The following is a 13,743-nucleotide window of genomic DNA, read 5'->3' on the forward strand; positions in this document are numbered from 1 at the left end:
GTTGTGAGTGGTTTTATTTTGGCCAGATAAAGGGGAAAACTGATTTAACAATAAGGAGTTAGCACGCCTTTCTGGCTTTTATTAATAATAAGGCTTTATATTTCAGTCTATTAAACAGGAAGTTTATTCTGTAAAGCAACTGACATATTCATGATTCGCGGCCAAAAGCAGCATAATCAACTGGATGCAATGCGCGGCTTTTGTTCACCAGGCCAGCGCGTTATGCTGGCTTTAAATGCTGACTACCTGTTTATAACTATTATCCTGGCACTCTGTCGCTGTTTTGACCTGTTTTATTGCGTAAAATGTGCCGGGGTTCTGATTACGGGAATTGACTACACTTTCGGCTTTTACACGGACAGGTGTTTGTTATGAAGCTTACTATTTTGCGGTTGACCTCTCTAACGCAGCAGGATCGGATCGATCTGGGGAAAATCTGGCCTGAGAGGGATTTGGGCACGCTGGAAAACGCGTTAAATGAAAATCACCGCCTTTATGTCGCACGCTTCAACGACCGTTTGCTGGCGGCGTTACAGTTAGAGATAGCCGGTATCCACGGTAAAGTGCATCATCTGACCGTCAGAGATGTCACGCGACGTCGCGGTGTCGGGCAATATTTGCTGGAAGACACGATGAAGCAGAACCCATCGCTGGAGGACTGGTGGATTGCTGATGACGGTAGCGAAGATCAACGCGTTCGGGCGGCGTTTATGCAGGCCTGCGGATTTCGTGCGCAGGTTGATGGCTGGGTAAAATAAATCGCGGGCAATAAAAAGGGCGACCTGAGGTCGCCCTGTCTCGTCAGGCTTCGATAGCCATTCGGAGTTTTTTCATCGCGTTCTTCTCAAGCTGTCGGACACGCTCAGCAGAAACACCGTATTGATCGGCCAGTTCCTGCAGGGTGGTTTTGTTGTCTTCGTCCAGCCAGCGGGCACGGATAATATGCTGGCTGCGCTCGTCCAGCCCTTCCATTGCATAAGTCAGCTTATCGGCTGCATGCGATTCCCAGTTATCCTCTTCGATGCCGTCCGCAAAGTCAGAGGTTTTATCCTGGAGATACAGCACCGGCGCCATGGATTTTCCTTCGCCGCTTTCGTCGTCAGCGGACATATCGAAGGTCATATCCTGAGCCGCCATGCGCGATTCCATTTCTCGCACATCTTTGCTGCTCACGCCCAGCTCACGCGCCACCATCTCGACTTCATCCTGGTTAAACCAGCCCAGACGCTGCTTGGTTTTACGCAGGTTAAAGAACAGCTTGCGCTGTGCCTTAGTGGTCGCCACTTTCACGATGCGCCAGTTACGCAGCACATACTCGTGAATTTCTGCTTTGATCCAGTGAACGGCAAAGGACACCAGACGAACACCCACTTCAGGATTGAAGCGACGAACGGCTTTCATCAAGCCAATGTTACCTTCCTGGATCAGGTCAGCCTGAGGCAGGCCATAGCCAGAATAGTTACGAGCGATATGAACAACAAAGCGTAGGTGAGACAGGATCAGCGTCTTTGCCGCATCCAGATCGCCCTGGTAATGCAGCCGTTCAGCCAACGCTTTTTCCTCTTCTGCCGACAGCATCGGCCAGGTGTTGGCAGCCCGAACGTAAGATTCCAGGTTGCCCAGAGGAGCAATAGCTAAAGTTTGCATTTCTTTGGTCATTCAAACCCTCACAAAATCAGTGGAATTGCCGCATCTTTCCATAAGCGCACGTCACATTATGTCAACGTCGCAGGAAAACCAAAAGCAATCTGTGCTACTTAGAAAACAAAGTTATCCACAAGTTCAATTATAGCAGTGAATATTTTACACACAGATGACAGCAGGGCAACATCCTCTGCGCCCACTGTCGGCAGCAGAGGATGATTATAACAAAAAAATGTTGCAGCGCTTTACTGGGGCGTAAATCGACGTAAATGTTGTACGGTTGCCAGCCAGGCGGCAATCCAGCCGATAATGGCGGCGATGAGCAACAGCAGTAACGCCTCATCCCAGGAAAACCCTTCCAGAGAGAAGGTGGTGCCAAATACCGACGCCACCTGAGCCACAACAGACTGCAGGCGCAGCACCAGCACTTCAGACAGGATCAGGGAAAGTACCGCGCCACTAAACCCCAGTAACGCGCCACCATACAGGAACGGCCGCAGGATAAATCCATCCGTTGCCCCGATCAGCTTCTGAACGTTGATCGTATCGCGGCGGGCAAAAATACTCAGCCTGACGCTGTTACCAATCACGAGGAAGACCGCCACGATCATCAGGATACCGATCATCGACGCAATTTGACCGACCAGGCCGGTCAGCGCCGCCAGACGGGCAAACCAGCTGTCATCCATCCGTACCTCATCGATGCCCTGCACTTTCGCCACTCTGTCGCGTAACGTTTGCATGGTGTCCGAATTCTGGAAGTTGAGCTTTGGCGTAATGATAACGACAGCAGGCAGCGGATTCTGTTCCAGCATGTCCATCGCGCCGCCGAAGCCTGACCAGTTGCGGAATTCATTCAGGGCTTCTTCACGCGTCAGATAGTTAACGTGATCCACGCCCTCAACCTGTTTCAGTTGCGCGGTCACATTCTCAGCAGCCGTATCATCCAGCGTTTTTGAGAGATACACCGTCAGCTGCGGCGCGGGATACCACTGCGAAGCCGCCTGACTGACGTTTTTCCACACCATATAGCAGACGCTGGGCAGCGTCAGGGAAATCGCAATCACCATCACTGTCAGCAACGTCGCCAGCGGCTGACGCCACATATCTGACAGCGTACCGCGTAGCGCGTAGCGCCACTGTTCCTGCCAGCCACCGCGTAACGCTTTACTCTTTGACGGTTGCTTCGCCTTCGGGGCTGCCGCGCGTTTGTTGCGTTTATTGACCATCGTGGCCTCCGTGCAGGCGTCCTTTATTCAGCGTCATTACCCGATAATTGCGGCGACCAATAAGGGCAACATCATGCGTCGCCATCAAAACGGTCACACCTACGCGGTTAAACTCTTCAAACAGCCGCAGGATGTCTTCTGACAGCGCCTCATCCAGGTTACCCGTTGGTTCGTCAGCCAGCAGAACGGCGGGCTTATTCACGACGGCACGGGCAATACCGACACGTTGCTGTTCACCGCCGGAGAGCTGAATAGGAAAACTTTTCGCTTTGTCGAGCAGGCCCACTTTATCGAGCGCCGCCGAAACACGACGACGGATATCCTCGCCGCTGGCACCGGAGATGATCAACGGGATGGCCACATTGTCATAAACGCTACGATCCATCAGCAGATGGTGATCCTGAAAGATCATCCCGATCTGACGACGCAGGAACGGCACTTCGCTGTTACGTAGGCGCGAAATATCGTGTCCGCTAAACCAGATTTGCCCGGCGCTGGGGCGCTCAATGCCACAAATCAGCTTCAGCAACGTACTCTTACCTGCCCCGGAGTGGCCGGTCAAAAACGCCATTTCGCCAGGACGCAGATTAAAATCTACGCCCTGCAGCGCCTGACGTCCGCCGAGATATGCCTTACTGACCTCTTCAAAGCGAATCATCCTAATTAGTCCTCTCGGGCAAACAGTGCCTCAATAAAATCCTCGGCCTTGAAGGGCCGTAAATCGTCGATGCCTTCTCCGACACCGATATAACGGATGGGGATGCCAAACTGATCGGCGACCGAGAAAATCACGCCACCTTTGGCTGTCCCATCCAGTTTAGTCAGTGTAATGCCGCTCAGCCCTACCGCTTCATGGAACAGTTTGGCCTGGCTGATGGCATTTTGCCCGGTACTGGCATCCAGGGTCAGCATGACTTCATGTGGCGCCTGCTCATCCAGCTTCTTCATCACACGGGTAATTTTCTTCAGCTCTTCCATCAGGTGCGATTTATTTTGCAAGCGCCCTGCGGTATCCGCGATCAACACGTCAACGCCACGTGATTTGGCCGCCTGGATGGCATCGAAAATCACCGAGGCAGAATCCGCGCCGGTATGCTGCGCGACAACGGGAATGTTGTTGCGCTGGCCCCAGACCTGAAGCTGTTCAACAGCTGCCGCACGGAACGTATCGCCCGCCGCCAGCATCACAGATTTACCTTCTGCCTGATACTGACGTGCCAGCTTGCCGATGGTGGTGGTTTTACCCACGCCGTTCACGCCGACCATTAAGATTACAAACGGGGTTTTACCTTCGACATTCAGCGGTTCATCGACTTTCGCCAGGATCGCCGCCATTTCGCTTTTCAGCAGGCCATAAAGCGCTTCCGCATCGCGCAGTTGCTTACGGTCAGCATGCTGCGTCAGGCTGGTAATAATGCGCCGCGTCGTTTCCACGCCCACGTCGGCAATCAGCAGTTGTTCTTCCAGTTCTTCGAACAGGTCATCGTCGATTTTCTTGCCACGGAACAGGCTGATAAAACCCGAGCCCAGGTTCTGGCGGGTCTTCACCAGGCTGCGCTTCAGGCGGGCAAAGAATCCCTCTTTGGTGGGGCGCTCCTGTTCCTGCTCGTGCGCTACCAGCGGTGCGGCGGCTAACGGAAGATCGCTGACCGTGTCGTCTGGCGCTGTCGCCCCGGCATCGTGCCCGACAGTTTCAACGTTAACGACGTCCGCGTCTCCCAGTGCCAGCGCAGCCAGTTCTTCGTCACTCAACGGCGCATCGCCCGCCTGTTCAGTTTCAGCGATGGCAGCGTCGTGCGGCGCGATATCTGTCACGTCGGCATCCGCCAGCGCCAGCGCGGCCAGCTCATCGTCGCTCAGCGGCGCATCGTCCGCCACAGGTGCCTGTTCAGGCGCGGATGAGGCAAGCTCAACCTCCGCTGACGGCAGCGCAGTCAGTTCCTCATCGTTGACGTCATCGGCAGGCTCAACGGGCGTGATCATACCGGTATGCGGATCAACCGCCGTTTCAGGCCCGGCTACACGGGCGGTAACCGGTACGTCTTCAGACGTAGCTGCATCACTTTCCTGTTGCTGTTCAACACGGTTTTCAGGTGCGGCACCGCGTTCCTGTTCAGCGGTTTCCGCCTGACTGCGTGCCGGGGCTTCCTGTTCTGGCTGCTGGGCTTCCGGTTGTGCCGTCTGCGCATCCGTTAAGGGTTGTTTCTCTTCTTCTTTGCCAAATCCCAGCCAGGAAAAAAAGCCTCGTTTCTTCTCTTTTGCCATTGTGTAACCACACTCCTCGATGGCTTCATCCCGGTAGCACAATGTTCCCAGGGTTAAAAACAGTATTGGTGATAAACGCCAAAGTGGCGTTAAACCGCAGAATTATGCATAACATCAGCAGCGTCGTAGTCTAACACTTTCCTGGCAGCTCACCACAGCACCCTTTTTTAACGTTTCTTCTCATCGTTTCGCCCGTTAAACTACGCAACAAATTATGACGATTTGTGAGCAAGATGATAAAACCTCCCCGTAAAACAGGTGGTGCGGGCCAAATCCGCATTATTGGCGGACAGTGGCGCGGCCGCAAATTACCGGTGCCAGACAGCGCGGGTCTTCGTCCCACCACCGACAGGGTGCGAGAAACCCTGTTTAACTGGCTGGCACCCCACCTGCAGCAGGCTGACTGCCTGGATTGCTTTGCCGGAAGTGGCGCACTGGGGCTGGAAGCGCTCTCACGCTATGCCGCGTCGGCGACGCTGCTTGAGCTGGAGCGCCCGGTGGCGCAACAGCTGAGCAAAAACCTTCAGACATTGCAGGCCTCAAACGGCAACGTCGTACAAACCAACACCCTGAGCTGGCTGGCGCAGGATGGCCATCCCTTTGGTATCGTGTTTGTCGATCCTCCGTTTCGGCAGGGTTTGCTGGAGCAAACCCTGCAACTGCTGGAAAAAAATAACTGGCTGACACCGGATGCACTCGTCTACGTTGAAAGCGAAGTGGAAAACGGCCCACCGCCGGTGCCGGTTCACTGGGATTTACATCGCGAAAAAATTGCGGGCCAGGTGGCCTATCGTTTATATCAGCGCCAACAGGAGACGCATGATGTTACTTAATTTAGGACGCCTGCTGATGCTGTGCGTATGGGGTTTTTTACTGTTTAACCTGATTCATCCGTATCCGAAGCCCCTGACCTGGTTCATCAATGTGGCCTTGATATTTATGATCCTGATGCACGGCCTGCAGTTAGTCCTGCTGCGCACGACGCAGGGCAAAGATGCACCACCGCTCGATCGCGCTACCCAGATCAAAGTCTTTTTGTTTGGCGTGTTCGAACTGGTTGCGTGGCAGAAAAAAAATTTCCCACGTAAATAAAGGATAACGGCGGGCGTCACGCTCGCCGTCAGTTTCCGGCAGGCGTGAAGCGGATAAAGCGCGTGCCCTGAAGTGTCAGCTCGCCTTTCGTGCCCTTGTCCATCAGATGGTAGTCGCTTTCATTTACGCGCATCTTAATATCGCTTTCGCCATTGAGCGGATGAAACCAGGCCTCATAGCGCATTTCGTCTCCGGCGATCACTTCGCGCTCACGTGAGCGGCGACTGGATACCGAAAACTCACGTTTGGTTTTGACCTCAACCGCGACGGTGCGTACCGGCGAGGCATCGTTGACGGCTGCCTCGCGCCGCTGTTTGATGAACTGGCGTGTCGCGAGTACGGCAATAATGGCCACGACGATAATAAAAAGTAGCGGTGGTTTCATCTTTCCTCAGCGTTTATCCGGTCTCAGATCGTCTTGCATTGCGCGATAAAGCATACAACCAGAGTTGACCGATTGTCACATCGCGCTGGCATAACCTAGACTGACAGGAGTGTTTCAGGAACTGTCACCATTTTGGTAAAAAGGGAGAAGCAATGCTCTGGTCCTTTCTCGCTGTACTTTTCTCCGGCTGGCTGTACGTTGATGCCTCTTACCGGGGCCCGCAATGGCAACGCTGGTTATTTAAACCTGTCACGTTGCTCCTGTTAGTCGGTCTGGCCTGGCAGGCCCCCACACGCAATACATCTGATTACCTGATTGTGGCTGGGTTAGTCGCCACGCTCATCGGCGACACGCTGACGCTGCTCCCGCGGCAACAAATGCTTTACGCGCTGGGCGCGTTTTTCCTGTCGCATCTGCTGTACACGCTGTGTTTTGCGGCCAATATGACGATGACATTTTACTGGCCCATCCCACTAACGTTTCTGATCATCGGGGTGGTTGTGATTGGTGTGCTGTGGAGTAAACTGGAAACGCTGCGCTGGCCCGTCTGTACGCTGATCGGCATGACGCTGGTCATGAACTGGATGGCTACTGAACAATATGTCTTCCGCCCCAGCGATTACAGCTTCTCAATTCTGGTTGGCTCTGCCCTGCTTCTGCTGGCTAATATCGTGTGGTTTATCAGTCATTTTCGCCGCCGTTTCAGCGCCGACAGCGCGATTGTCGCGGCCTGCTACTTTGCCGGTCACTTTATGATCGTCCGCTCCCTGTGGATCTACTGAAAAAAGACACAATAATGCTGGCGTTGGGTTAAACCTCTGGGTGTAAGATAAGCCGTGGGCACGTCGCCCACGTCTTCCGGAGGTTATATGCATCAACATCATGCTTGTGGCTGCGGTAAGCCACGCAATACTCATCGAGCCGCAAAACCGCTTTGTGCCATTCGCCCTGTTCGTCCGGGCACCTTATCCATTACTGCGGCCTCTCCTGAAACGACAGAGCGCGCCAGCTGCGGCGGCGACTGTAGCTGCTCTGCCGCGTCTGCCGGCGAAGCCAGTGACGAAGGTGACCGACGACGATCCTCTGATGCTTTTCAGTTCAGCTGGCAGGTTAGCGGTATGGACTGCCCCAGTTGTGCCCGCGCAATCGAAACCGCCGTTCGCCAACTCCCTGACGTCCTGCAGGTCCGCGTCGTCTTTTCCAGCGAAAAACTTGTCGTTAATGCCCGTGCCCCGGTTCAGTCTGCAATAGAAGACGCCGTGATAAATGCAGGTTTTCATCTCTCCTCAACCTCTGTTTCTGCGCCTGCGCCATCGCCCTGGCGTGCCCGTTTCCCGCTTTTACTGCTTGCTGCGCTCATGGTAGCCAGCGCTGCGCTTACGCAGGTGAGTGCCGTTTGGGGCGACCGGTTATTTATTCTGACGACGCTGGTCGGGCTGGTGCCGGTCGCGCGTAAGTCGTGGCAACGTCTGCGAACCGGCTCTGCCTTTACCATTGAAACTCTGATGACCCTGGCGTCGGCAGGTGCGTTATTAATTGGTGCGCATGCGGAAGCCGCCATGGTTCTGCTGCTGTTCCTGTTGGGCGAAAAACTGGAAGCCTATGCCGCAACCCGCGCGCGCAGTGGGGTAAGCCAGCTGATGGCGCTGCGTCCCGAGTTCGCTGTGCGCCTGCAAAATGGCACCCGTAGTGAGGTGCCCCTGTCCGCGTTGCAGCCTGGCGACCGGATCGTAATCGCCGCCGGTGGCCGTTTGCCGGTCGACGGCTGCTTACTGGCGGAAAGCGCCAGTTTCGATGAGAGCGCGCTGACGGGCGAGTCGGTACCGGTGCTGCGTCAGCGTGGCGAAAAAATACTGGCGGGCGCGACCAGCGTTGATCGTCTGGTGGAACTGGAGGTGGTTTCCAGGCCTGGCGAAAGTGCCATTGACCGCATTTTGCAGTTGATTGAGGAAGCCGAAAGTCATCGTGCTCCGGTAGAACGTTTTATCGATAACTTTAGCCGGATTTACACGCCAGCCATCATGCTGCTGGCCCTGCTGGTGATGGTGCTGCCGCCCCTGTTTGGCGCGGGTGCCTGGCTGCCCTGGGTTTATAAAGGCCTGACGCTGCTGTTGATCGGCTGTCCCTGTGCGCTGGTGATCTCCACGCCCGCCGCCATCACGTCCGGACTGGCCGCCGCCGCCCGCCGTGGTGCGCTGATTAAAGGAGGCGCGGCCCTGGAACGGCTGAGCACAGTGCAGACGATCGCGTTCGATAAAACGGGTACGCTGACAGAAGGCCGGCCGCAGTTGACGCGAATTTTGCCGTTCGGCGAGGCTAACGAAGACGCGATTCTGCAGTTAGGTGCCGCGGTGGAACAAGGTTCTACCCATCCACTGGCAACGGCGATTGTGGCAGCCGCACAGTCCAGGGCACTGCCGCTTCCGTCTGCCACTCAACAGCAGGCACTGGCGGGAAGCGGTATTCAGGCTGAAGTGGACGGCCAGCGTATAACGTTGCTGGCACCGTCGTACGTCAGCAGCATGAGCCCGGCGCACCAGGCAATGGTGCATGAGCAGGAAGCCCAGGGCGAAACCCTTGTGATGGTGCTGCGTAATGGCGAGGTGCTGGGGGCGCTGGCCTTACGGGACAAGCTGCGCAGCGAAACCCCCGCCGCCTTGCAGGCCTTAAAAGCGCTTGGCATCAACAGCCTCATGCTGACAGGTGATAACCCGCGGGCGGCCGCTGTCGTCGCCCAACCTTTAGGCATCGCCTGGCATGCCAGCCTGTTGCCAGCCGGTAAGGTGGAGGCGGTTCGTCAGCTCAGTGAGCAGCAGGTGGTGGCGATGGTGGGCGACGGTATCAACGATGCACCAGCCATGAAGGCCGCCACGCTGGGTATTGCGATGGGCAGTGGGGCGGATGTCGCGCTGGAAACGGCGGATGCCGCCCTGACGCGCAATCAGCTCAGCAACCTGGCCCCGATGATTGCCCTGGCGCGCCGCACCCGGGCGATTATTCGTCAGAATATTGGTATTGCGCTGGGGCTGAAGGCGCTGTTCCTGGTGACGACGCTGGCGGGGTTAACGGGATTGTGGCTGGCGGTGCTGGCTGATTCCGGTGCCACCGCACTGGTCACGGCAAACGCGTTGCGGCTGTTGCGCACGCGGGATGCATAACCTGACGGCGGCTCACTGCCGCCGTTATTCTCCCATCCCTTTCTGAATCAAAAACTGGTAAGGCAGCGTGTCGGTTTGTTCGGCCAGTAGCTGATGCTCCATAAACCGGCAAAAACCGGGGATATCCCGCGTGGTTGCCGGATCGTCCGCGATAATCAGCAGCGTTTCACCGTCCTGCATGCCGCGCACCGTTTTACGTACCATCATGACCGGCTCGGGACAACGCAGGCCCTGAGCATCCAGTTGATGGTCGGCGGAAGAAAATGCATCACTCATGACGGTCTCGATTTCAGTTAACGGGCGCTTATTCTAGCGCGTCCGCCCTTTGACGCAAGGCGGTAACGATTGCGTTAAAATTAGCCATTGCATTAATAGCACAACAGGGTAAGATGCGGCCGTTTTTTGTTCATAAAACTGCAGCGCACTGAATGTTCAGTTGCCTGCACTGGGTTCCCTCACCCCACCACTAAAAAGGCTTACTATGCTCGCATTTACCCCGCGTCAGCGCGCTCATGCGCTCGTCTGGTTGTCCCTGTTTCATCTGCTGGTGATCACTTCCAGCAATTATCTGGTGCAGTTGCCTGTTTCCCTTTTCGGTTTTCATACCACCTGGGGCGCCTTTAGCTTTCCGTTTATTTTCCTGGCCACTGATCTGACCGTGCGCATCTTTGGTGCGCCGCTTGCACGCCGCATTATTCTGGCGGTGATGGTGCCGGCCCTGTTTATCTCTTACGCGATTTCAAGCCTGTTTTACCAGGGCGAATGGCAAGGCTGGCAGGCGCTGCAACAGGTAAACCTGTTTGTCGCCCGTATCGCCTGCGCCAGCTTTATGGCTTACGCATTGGGCCAGATTCTGGATGTGCACGTTTTCAACCGCCTGCGTCGCTTGCCGCAGTGGTGGGTGGCGCCAGGCTGTGCCATGTTTTTAGGCAACATCAGCGATACGCTGGCCTTCTTTTTCATTGCCTTCTACAAAAGCTCCGATCCGTTTATGGCACAGCACTGGGTAGAAATCGCTCTGGTCGATTACAGTTTCAAAGTGCTGATTTGTATGATTTTCTTTTTGCCTGCCTATGGTGTTTTACTCAACGCTGCGCTCAAACGCCTGGCCGAACGCCAGGCCCAGCCGCAGATACATTTCGGCTAACCGGCAATACAGCCTTTCCTGACAATCCGCTAAAATCTCCTGACAATACTCAGGTTGCGTTTGCAACCTGATTCCTGTTGTATAAACGCCTTCGTGGAATGTTAAAAAGGGATTCTGATGCGTAATTTAGTGAAATATGCGGGAATTGGTTTGCTGGTACTCGGCCTTGCCGCCTGCGATCAAAAGAAAGATGAAGCAGCAAACGATAATGGCGCATCTGCCAGTCAGTCTGCACAAACCGTGGCGCTGATGGACGGTAAATTACGTTTTACCCTGCCACCTGGCCTGTCAGATAAGAGCGGTAAACTGGGTTCTCAGAGTACCAACATGCACGTTTATGCTGATGAAAGCGGTGCGCGGGCGATTATCGTCATTGCCGGTGAGCCGACGAATGAGGCCCTGGATGTGTTAGCGCAACGCATGGAACAACAGCAGCGTAATCGCGATCCCCAGCTTCAGGTTGTCTCCAATAAAGCGGTCACGCTGGGCGGTGAGCCGGCACAGCAGCTGGATACCGTCATCTCAGCAAACAACCAGACCTCCTGGTCCTCGGTTGTTCTGGCCAAAGTCGATGGTAAGCTGATGACGATGCAGATTACGCTGCCCGGGGACAATCAACAGCAGGCCCAAAGCGATGCTGAAACCGTGGTGAAAAGCATTACCCTGAAATAACGGCAAGGGCACACCACACCACCGCGCGTTAATACTGAGCCATGCAATGATCATTCTGCCGCATGGCTCAGTTATCACTCATCCCTTCTGCTTTAGACACACTGTTCGCGCGCCTGACGCCAGTAATCAATCAGCCGCAGGTAGTTCTCTTTTACCGCCGCCACCAGTGCGTCGTCACGTATTTCACCCTGCAACCACTGGCGCGAGGGCTGTGCAAAGATTGTGCGCCCCACCGCAAACCCTTTTACCCACGGGGCCTGCGCCGCCGCGGCAAACCCCGCTTTAAGCGTGGCTTCTGGCGCATCAAGTCCCAGTAATAAAATGCCACGACAGTAAGGATCCTGCTGTTCGATCAAGGCACCTATGTCACGCCAGCTTGCCGGAGACAGGGGTGGGAGCTTCCACCAGTCAGGCTTGATGCCAAGCGCATAAAAGTGGTTCAGCATCTTCAGAAAATGCGCTTCATTGTGGTCTGGCTGGCTGTCAGGCAGGATCACTTCCAGCAGTAACTCATGACCGCTCTGGTTACAGCTTTTCCACACTTCCAGCAACAGCGCGTCCTGCTCCTCGCGCAGTTCGGCACTGTCGTGAGGATGATAAAACACCAGGCATTTCACCACATGCTCCGCTGGCCAGCCGATCAACTGGGAACCAATGCTGCCATGTTCCAGGCGTAACGGACGCGACCCCGGTAGTTCAATGGGTCGGCCAATCCATCGGTTCTTACCCGTAATCGCATTCAGCGTTTTCTGACCGAAGGTCGTGTCCGCCAGAATGCCGCTTTTACTTTCAATGCCGGCTTGCTGCACGGCCTGCTCCGCAGCCTGCAATAGCAAAAGTTTCAACTGCGGAATGCGCGAAACGTCCGCGCCAGCCTCCGTAGCCATCTCTACCAGCTGTTTGCGGTGATCAAAAGCGAAAATATTCAGTTCTGGCCAGGCGTGTTGACGCGACGTGACGCGGTGCAGATGGGTCAGACGGCTATCCAGATCGGGGCGTTTCACGTCCTGTTCGCGGCTTAAAAAGTCATCCAGCTCCTGTCGGGTGGGCATCGCAGGGGCGCACCCGTGTCGCGAAACCACCAACGCGCCACAGGCGTTTGCGTAGCGGCAGGCCTGTTCCCATCCTTCATCGTTTAACCAGCCGCGCAGCAGACCGGACATAAACGCGTCCCCTGCACCCAGCACATTCAGGACCTCGACACGCACGCCGCTGTGCAGTTTCACCGCTGCCCAGTTGTCTGGAATCGCGCCTTCAAATACCACGCATCCCATTGCTCCTCGCTTACAGACCAGCGTTGCGTTGCTCACCGTGCGCACGTTTTTCAGCGCGGTCAGCGTATCGGTGCTGCCGCCTGCGATATGAAACTCTTCTTCCGTGCCGACAATGAGATCGAAATAATGCATAACCTGCTGCAGTTGCGCGGTGACTTCAGAGGAGGCAATAAACCGGGTTTCCCCGTCCCCCAGTGAAGTCAGGCCCCACAATACCGGGCGATAGTCGATGTCCAGCGCGGTACGCAGACCATGCTTACGGGCATACTCCAGCGCTTTCAGCACGGCCGCTCGCGTCTGCGGGTGCGACAAATGCGTGCCGGTTACCGCAACCGAGCGAGAAGAAGCGATAAAGTCTTCATTAATGTCGTCTGGCACCAGGGCCATATCGGCGCAGTTGTCGCGGTAAAAAATCAGCGGAAAAGTGTCTTCATCTTTAATGCCCAGGATGACCAGAGCGGTCAGCCGCTTTTTGTCCGTGATAAGTGCTTCTGTATTGCAGCCGACCCGCTGCAAACTTTCCCGCAGAAAACGGCCATTATGTTCATCGCCTACACGAGCCAGCATGGCGGATTTCAGCCCCTGAATCGCCGTACCGTATGCGACATTGCCTGATGACCCGCCCAGATATTTCGCGAAAGACGTGGTGTCTTCCAGCCGCGCGCCAATTTGCTGACCATAGAAGTCGACGGCAATGCGTCCGATACAAATCACATCAAGACGCTTCTGTTCTCTCTGCATGCTTCTGGTTTCCTTCTGTGATGAGCAGACACTGCGGACAGGTTGTGCGTGGGGTCTGAAGGTGTCTGGTTAACGATAAACGCAGTATGAGGAACAAATATTCCAAACTCAATTCAAAATGAAACTTACACTGCGA

At 55.3% G+C, this 13,743-nt stretch carries 14 protein-coding genes; 7 read left to right on the forward strand and 7 right to left on the reverse strand.

Going from position 1 to position 13,743, the window contains the following annotated elements:
- The first annotated feature begins 371 nt into the window (after positions 1-371).
- Entirely contained in the window at positions 372-758 is a 387-nt protein-coding gene (panM, locus tag G5574_RS12190; protein WP_164482667.1) for an aspartate 1-decarboxylase autocleavage activator PanM, read from the forward strand.
- A 43-nt stretch (positions 759-801) separates the two neighbouring features.
- Here the strand turns inward: panM and rpoH are convergent, their stop codons facing one another.
- The 4 genes from rpoH to ftsY form a co-directional block, all read right to left on the reverse strand.
- Complete coding sequence (gene rpoH / locus G5574_RS12195; protein ID WP_006121051.1) at positions 802-1,659, reverse strand: RNA polymerase sigma factor RpoH; 858 nt, start codon at positions 1,657-1,659, stop codon at positions 802-804.
- A 230-nt stretch (positions 1,660-1,889) separates the two neighbouring features.
- The gene (ftsX, locus tag G5574_RS12200) at positions 1,890-2,873 is read right to left on the reverse strand and encodes a permease-like cell division protein FtsX (protein ID WP_164482668.1); all 984 of its coding nucleotides are present in this window, start codon (positions 2,871-2,873) and stop codon (positions 1,890-1,892) included.
- A complete protein-coding gene (gene ftsE / locus G5574_RS12205; protein ID WP_006121054.1) occupies positions 2,863-3,531 on the reverse strand; it encodes a cell division ATP-binding protein FtsE in 669 nt (222 codons plus the stop codon). Before ftsE ends, ftsX begins: the two co-directional genes overlap by 11 nt.
- Before the next feature lie 5 nt (positions 3,532-3,536).
- Positions 3,537-5,138 (reverse strand): signal recognition particle-docking protein FtsY, encoded by a 1,602-nt coding sequence (ftsY, locus tag G5574_RS12210; RefSeq protein WP_164482669.1) that lies wholly within the window; start codon positions 5,136-5,138, stop codon positions 3,537-3,539.
- Between the two features lie 233 nt (positions 5,139-5,371).
- On the opposite strand from ftsY, the gene rsmD reads away from it, so the two are divergent.
- Positions 5,372-5,971: a 16S rRNA (guanine(966)-N(2))-methyltransferase gene (gene rsmD / locus G5574_RS12215; RefSeq protein ID WP_164482670.1), complete on the forward strand. Its 600-nt coding sequence runs from the start codon at positions 5,372-5,374 to the stop codon at positions 5,969-5,971.
- Complete coding sequence (locus tag G5574_RS12220) at positions 5,961-6,230, forward strand: DUF1145 family protein (RefSeq protein WP_006121057.1); 270 nt, start codon at positions 5,961-5,963, stop codon at positions 6,228-6,230. Before rsmD ends, G5574_RS12220 begins: the two co-directional genes overlap by 11 nt.
- A gap of 28 nt (positions 6,231-6,258) precedes the next feature.
- Here G5574_RS12220 and G5574_RS12225 read toward each other — a convergent pair whose 3' ends face one another.
- Positions 6,259-6,615, reverse strand: coding sequence for a DUF2500 domain-containing protein (locus tag G5574_RS12225; protein ID WP_033738213.1), 357 nt, complete (start codon positions 6,613-6,615; stop codon positions 6,259-6,261).
- 152 nt (positions 6,616-6,767) lie between these two features.
- Between G5574_RS12225 and G5574_RS12230 the strand changes: the two genes are divergently transcribed.
- Together G5574_RS12230 and G5574_RS12235 are read left to right on the forward strand one after the other, a co-directional pair.
- A complete protein-coding gene (locus G5574_RS12230; RefSeq protein ID WP_006121059.1) occupies positions 6,768-7,397 on the forward strand; it encodes a lysoplasmalogenase in 630 nt (209 codons plus the stop codon).
- A gap of 87 nt (positions 7,398-7,484) precedes the next feature.
- The gene (locus G5574_RS12235) at positions 7,485-9,773 is read left to right on the forward strand and encodes a zinc/cadmium/mercury/lead-transporting ATPase (RefSeq protein WP_164482671.1); all 2,289 of its coding nucleotides are present in this window, start codon (positions 7,485-7,487) and stop codon (positions 9,771-9,773) included.
- 24 nt (positions 9,774-9,797) lie between these two features.
- On the opposite strand, the gene tusA is transcribed toward G5574_RS12235, so the two are convergent.
- A complete protein-coding gene (gene tusA / locus G5574_RS12240) occupies positions 9,798-10,049 on the reverse strand; it encodes a sulfurtransferase TusA (protein WP_006121061.1) in 252 nt (83 codons plus the stop codon).
- Between the two features lie 205 nt (positions 10,050-10,254).
- On the opposite strand from tusA, the gene G5574_RS12245 reads away from it, so the two are divergent.
- The gene (locus G5574_RS12245) at positions 10,255-10,920 is read left to right on the forward strand and encodes a 7-cyano-7-deazaguanine/7-aminomethyl-7-deazaguanine transporter (RefSeq protein ID WP_039342735.1); all 666 of its coding nucleotides are present in this window, start codon (positions 10,255-10,257) and stop codon (positions 10,918-10,920) included.
- A gap of 117 nt (positions 10,921-11,037) precedes the next feature.
- Entirely contained in the window at positions 11,038-11,592 is a 555-nt protein-coding gene (locus G5574_RS12250) for a DcrB family lipoprotein (RefSeq protein ID WP_006121064.1), read from the forward strand.
- A gap of 92 nt (positions 11,593-11,684) precedes the next feature.
- Here G5574_RS12250 and G5574_RS12255 read toward each other — a convergent pair whose 3' ends face one another.
- Positions 11,685-13,607 (reverse strand): bifunctional 5-dehydro-2-deoxygluconokinase/5-dehydro-2-deoxyphosphogluconate aldolase, encoded by a 1,923-nt coding sequence (locus G5574_RS12255; RefSeq protein WP_006121065.1) that lies wholly within the window; start codon positions 13,605-13,607, stop codon positions 11,685-11,687.
- Between the last annotated feature and the right edge of the window lie 136 nt (positions 13,608-13,743).

This window comes from Pantoea stewartii (genome assembly GCF_011044475.1).
Taxonomy (GTDB): domain Bacteria; phylum Pseudomonadota; class Gammaproteobacteria; order Enterobacterales; family Enterobacteriaceae; genus Pantoea; species Pantoea stewartii.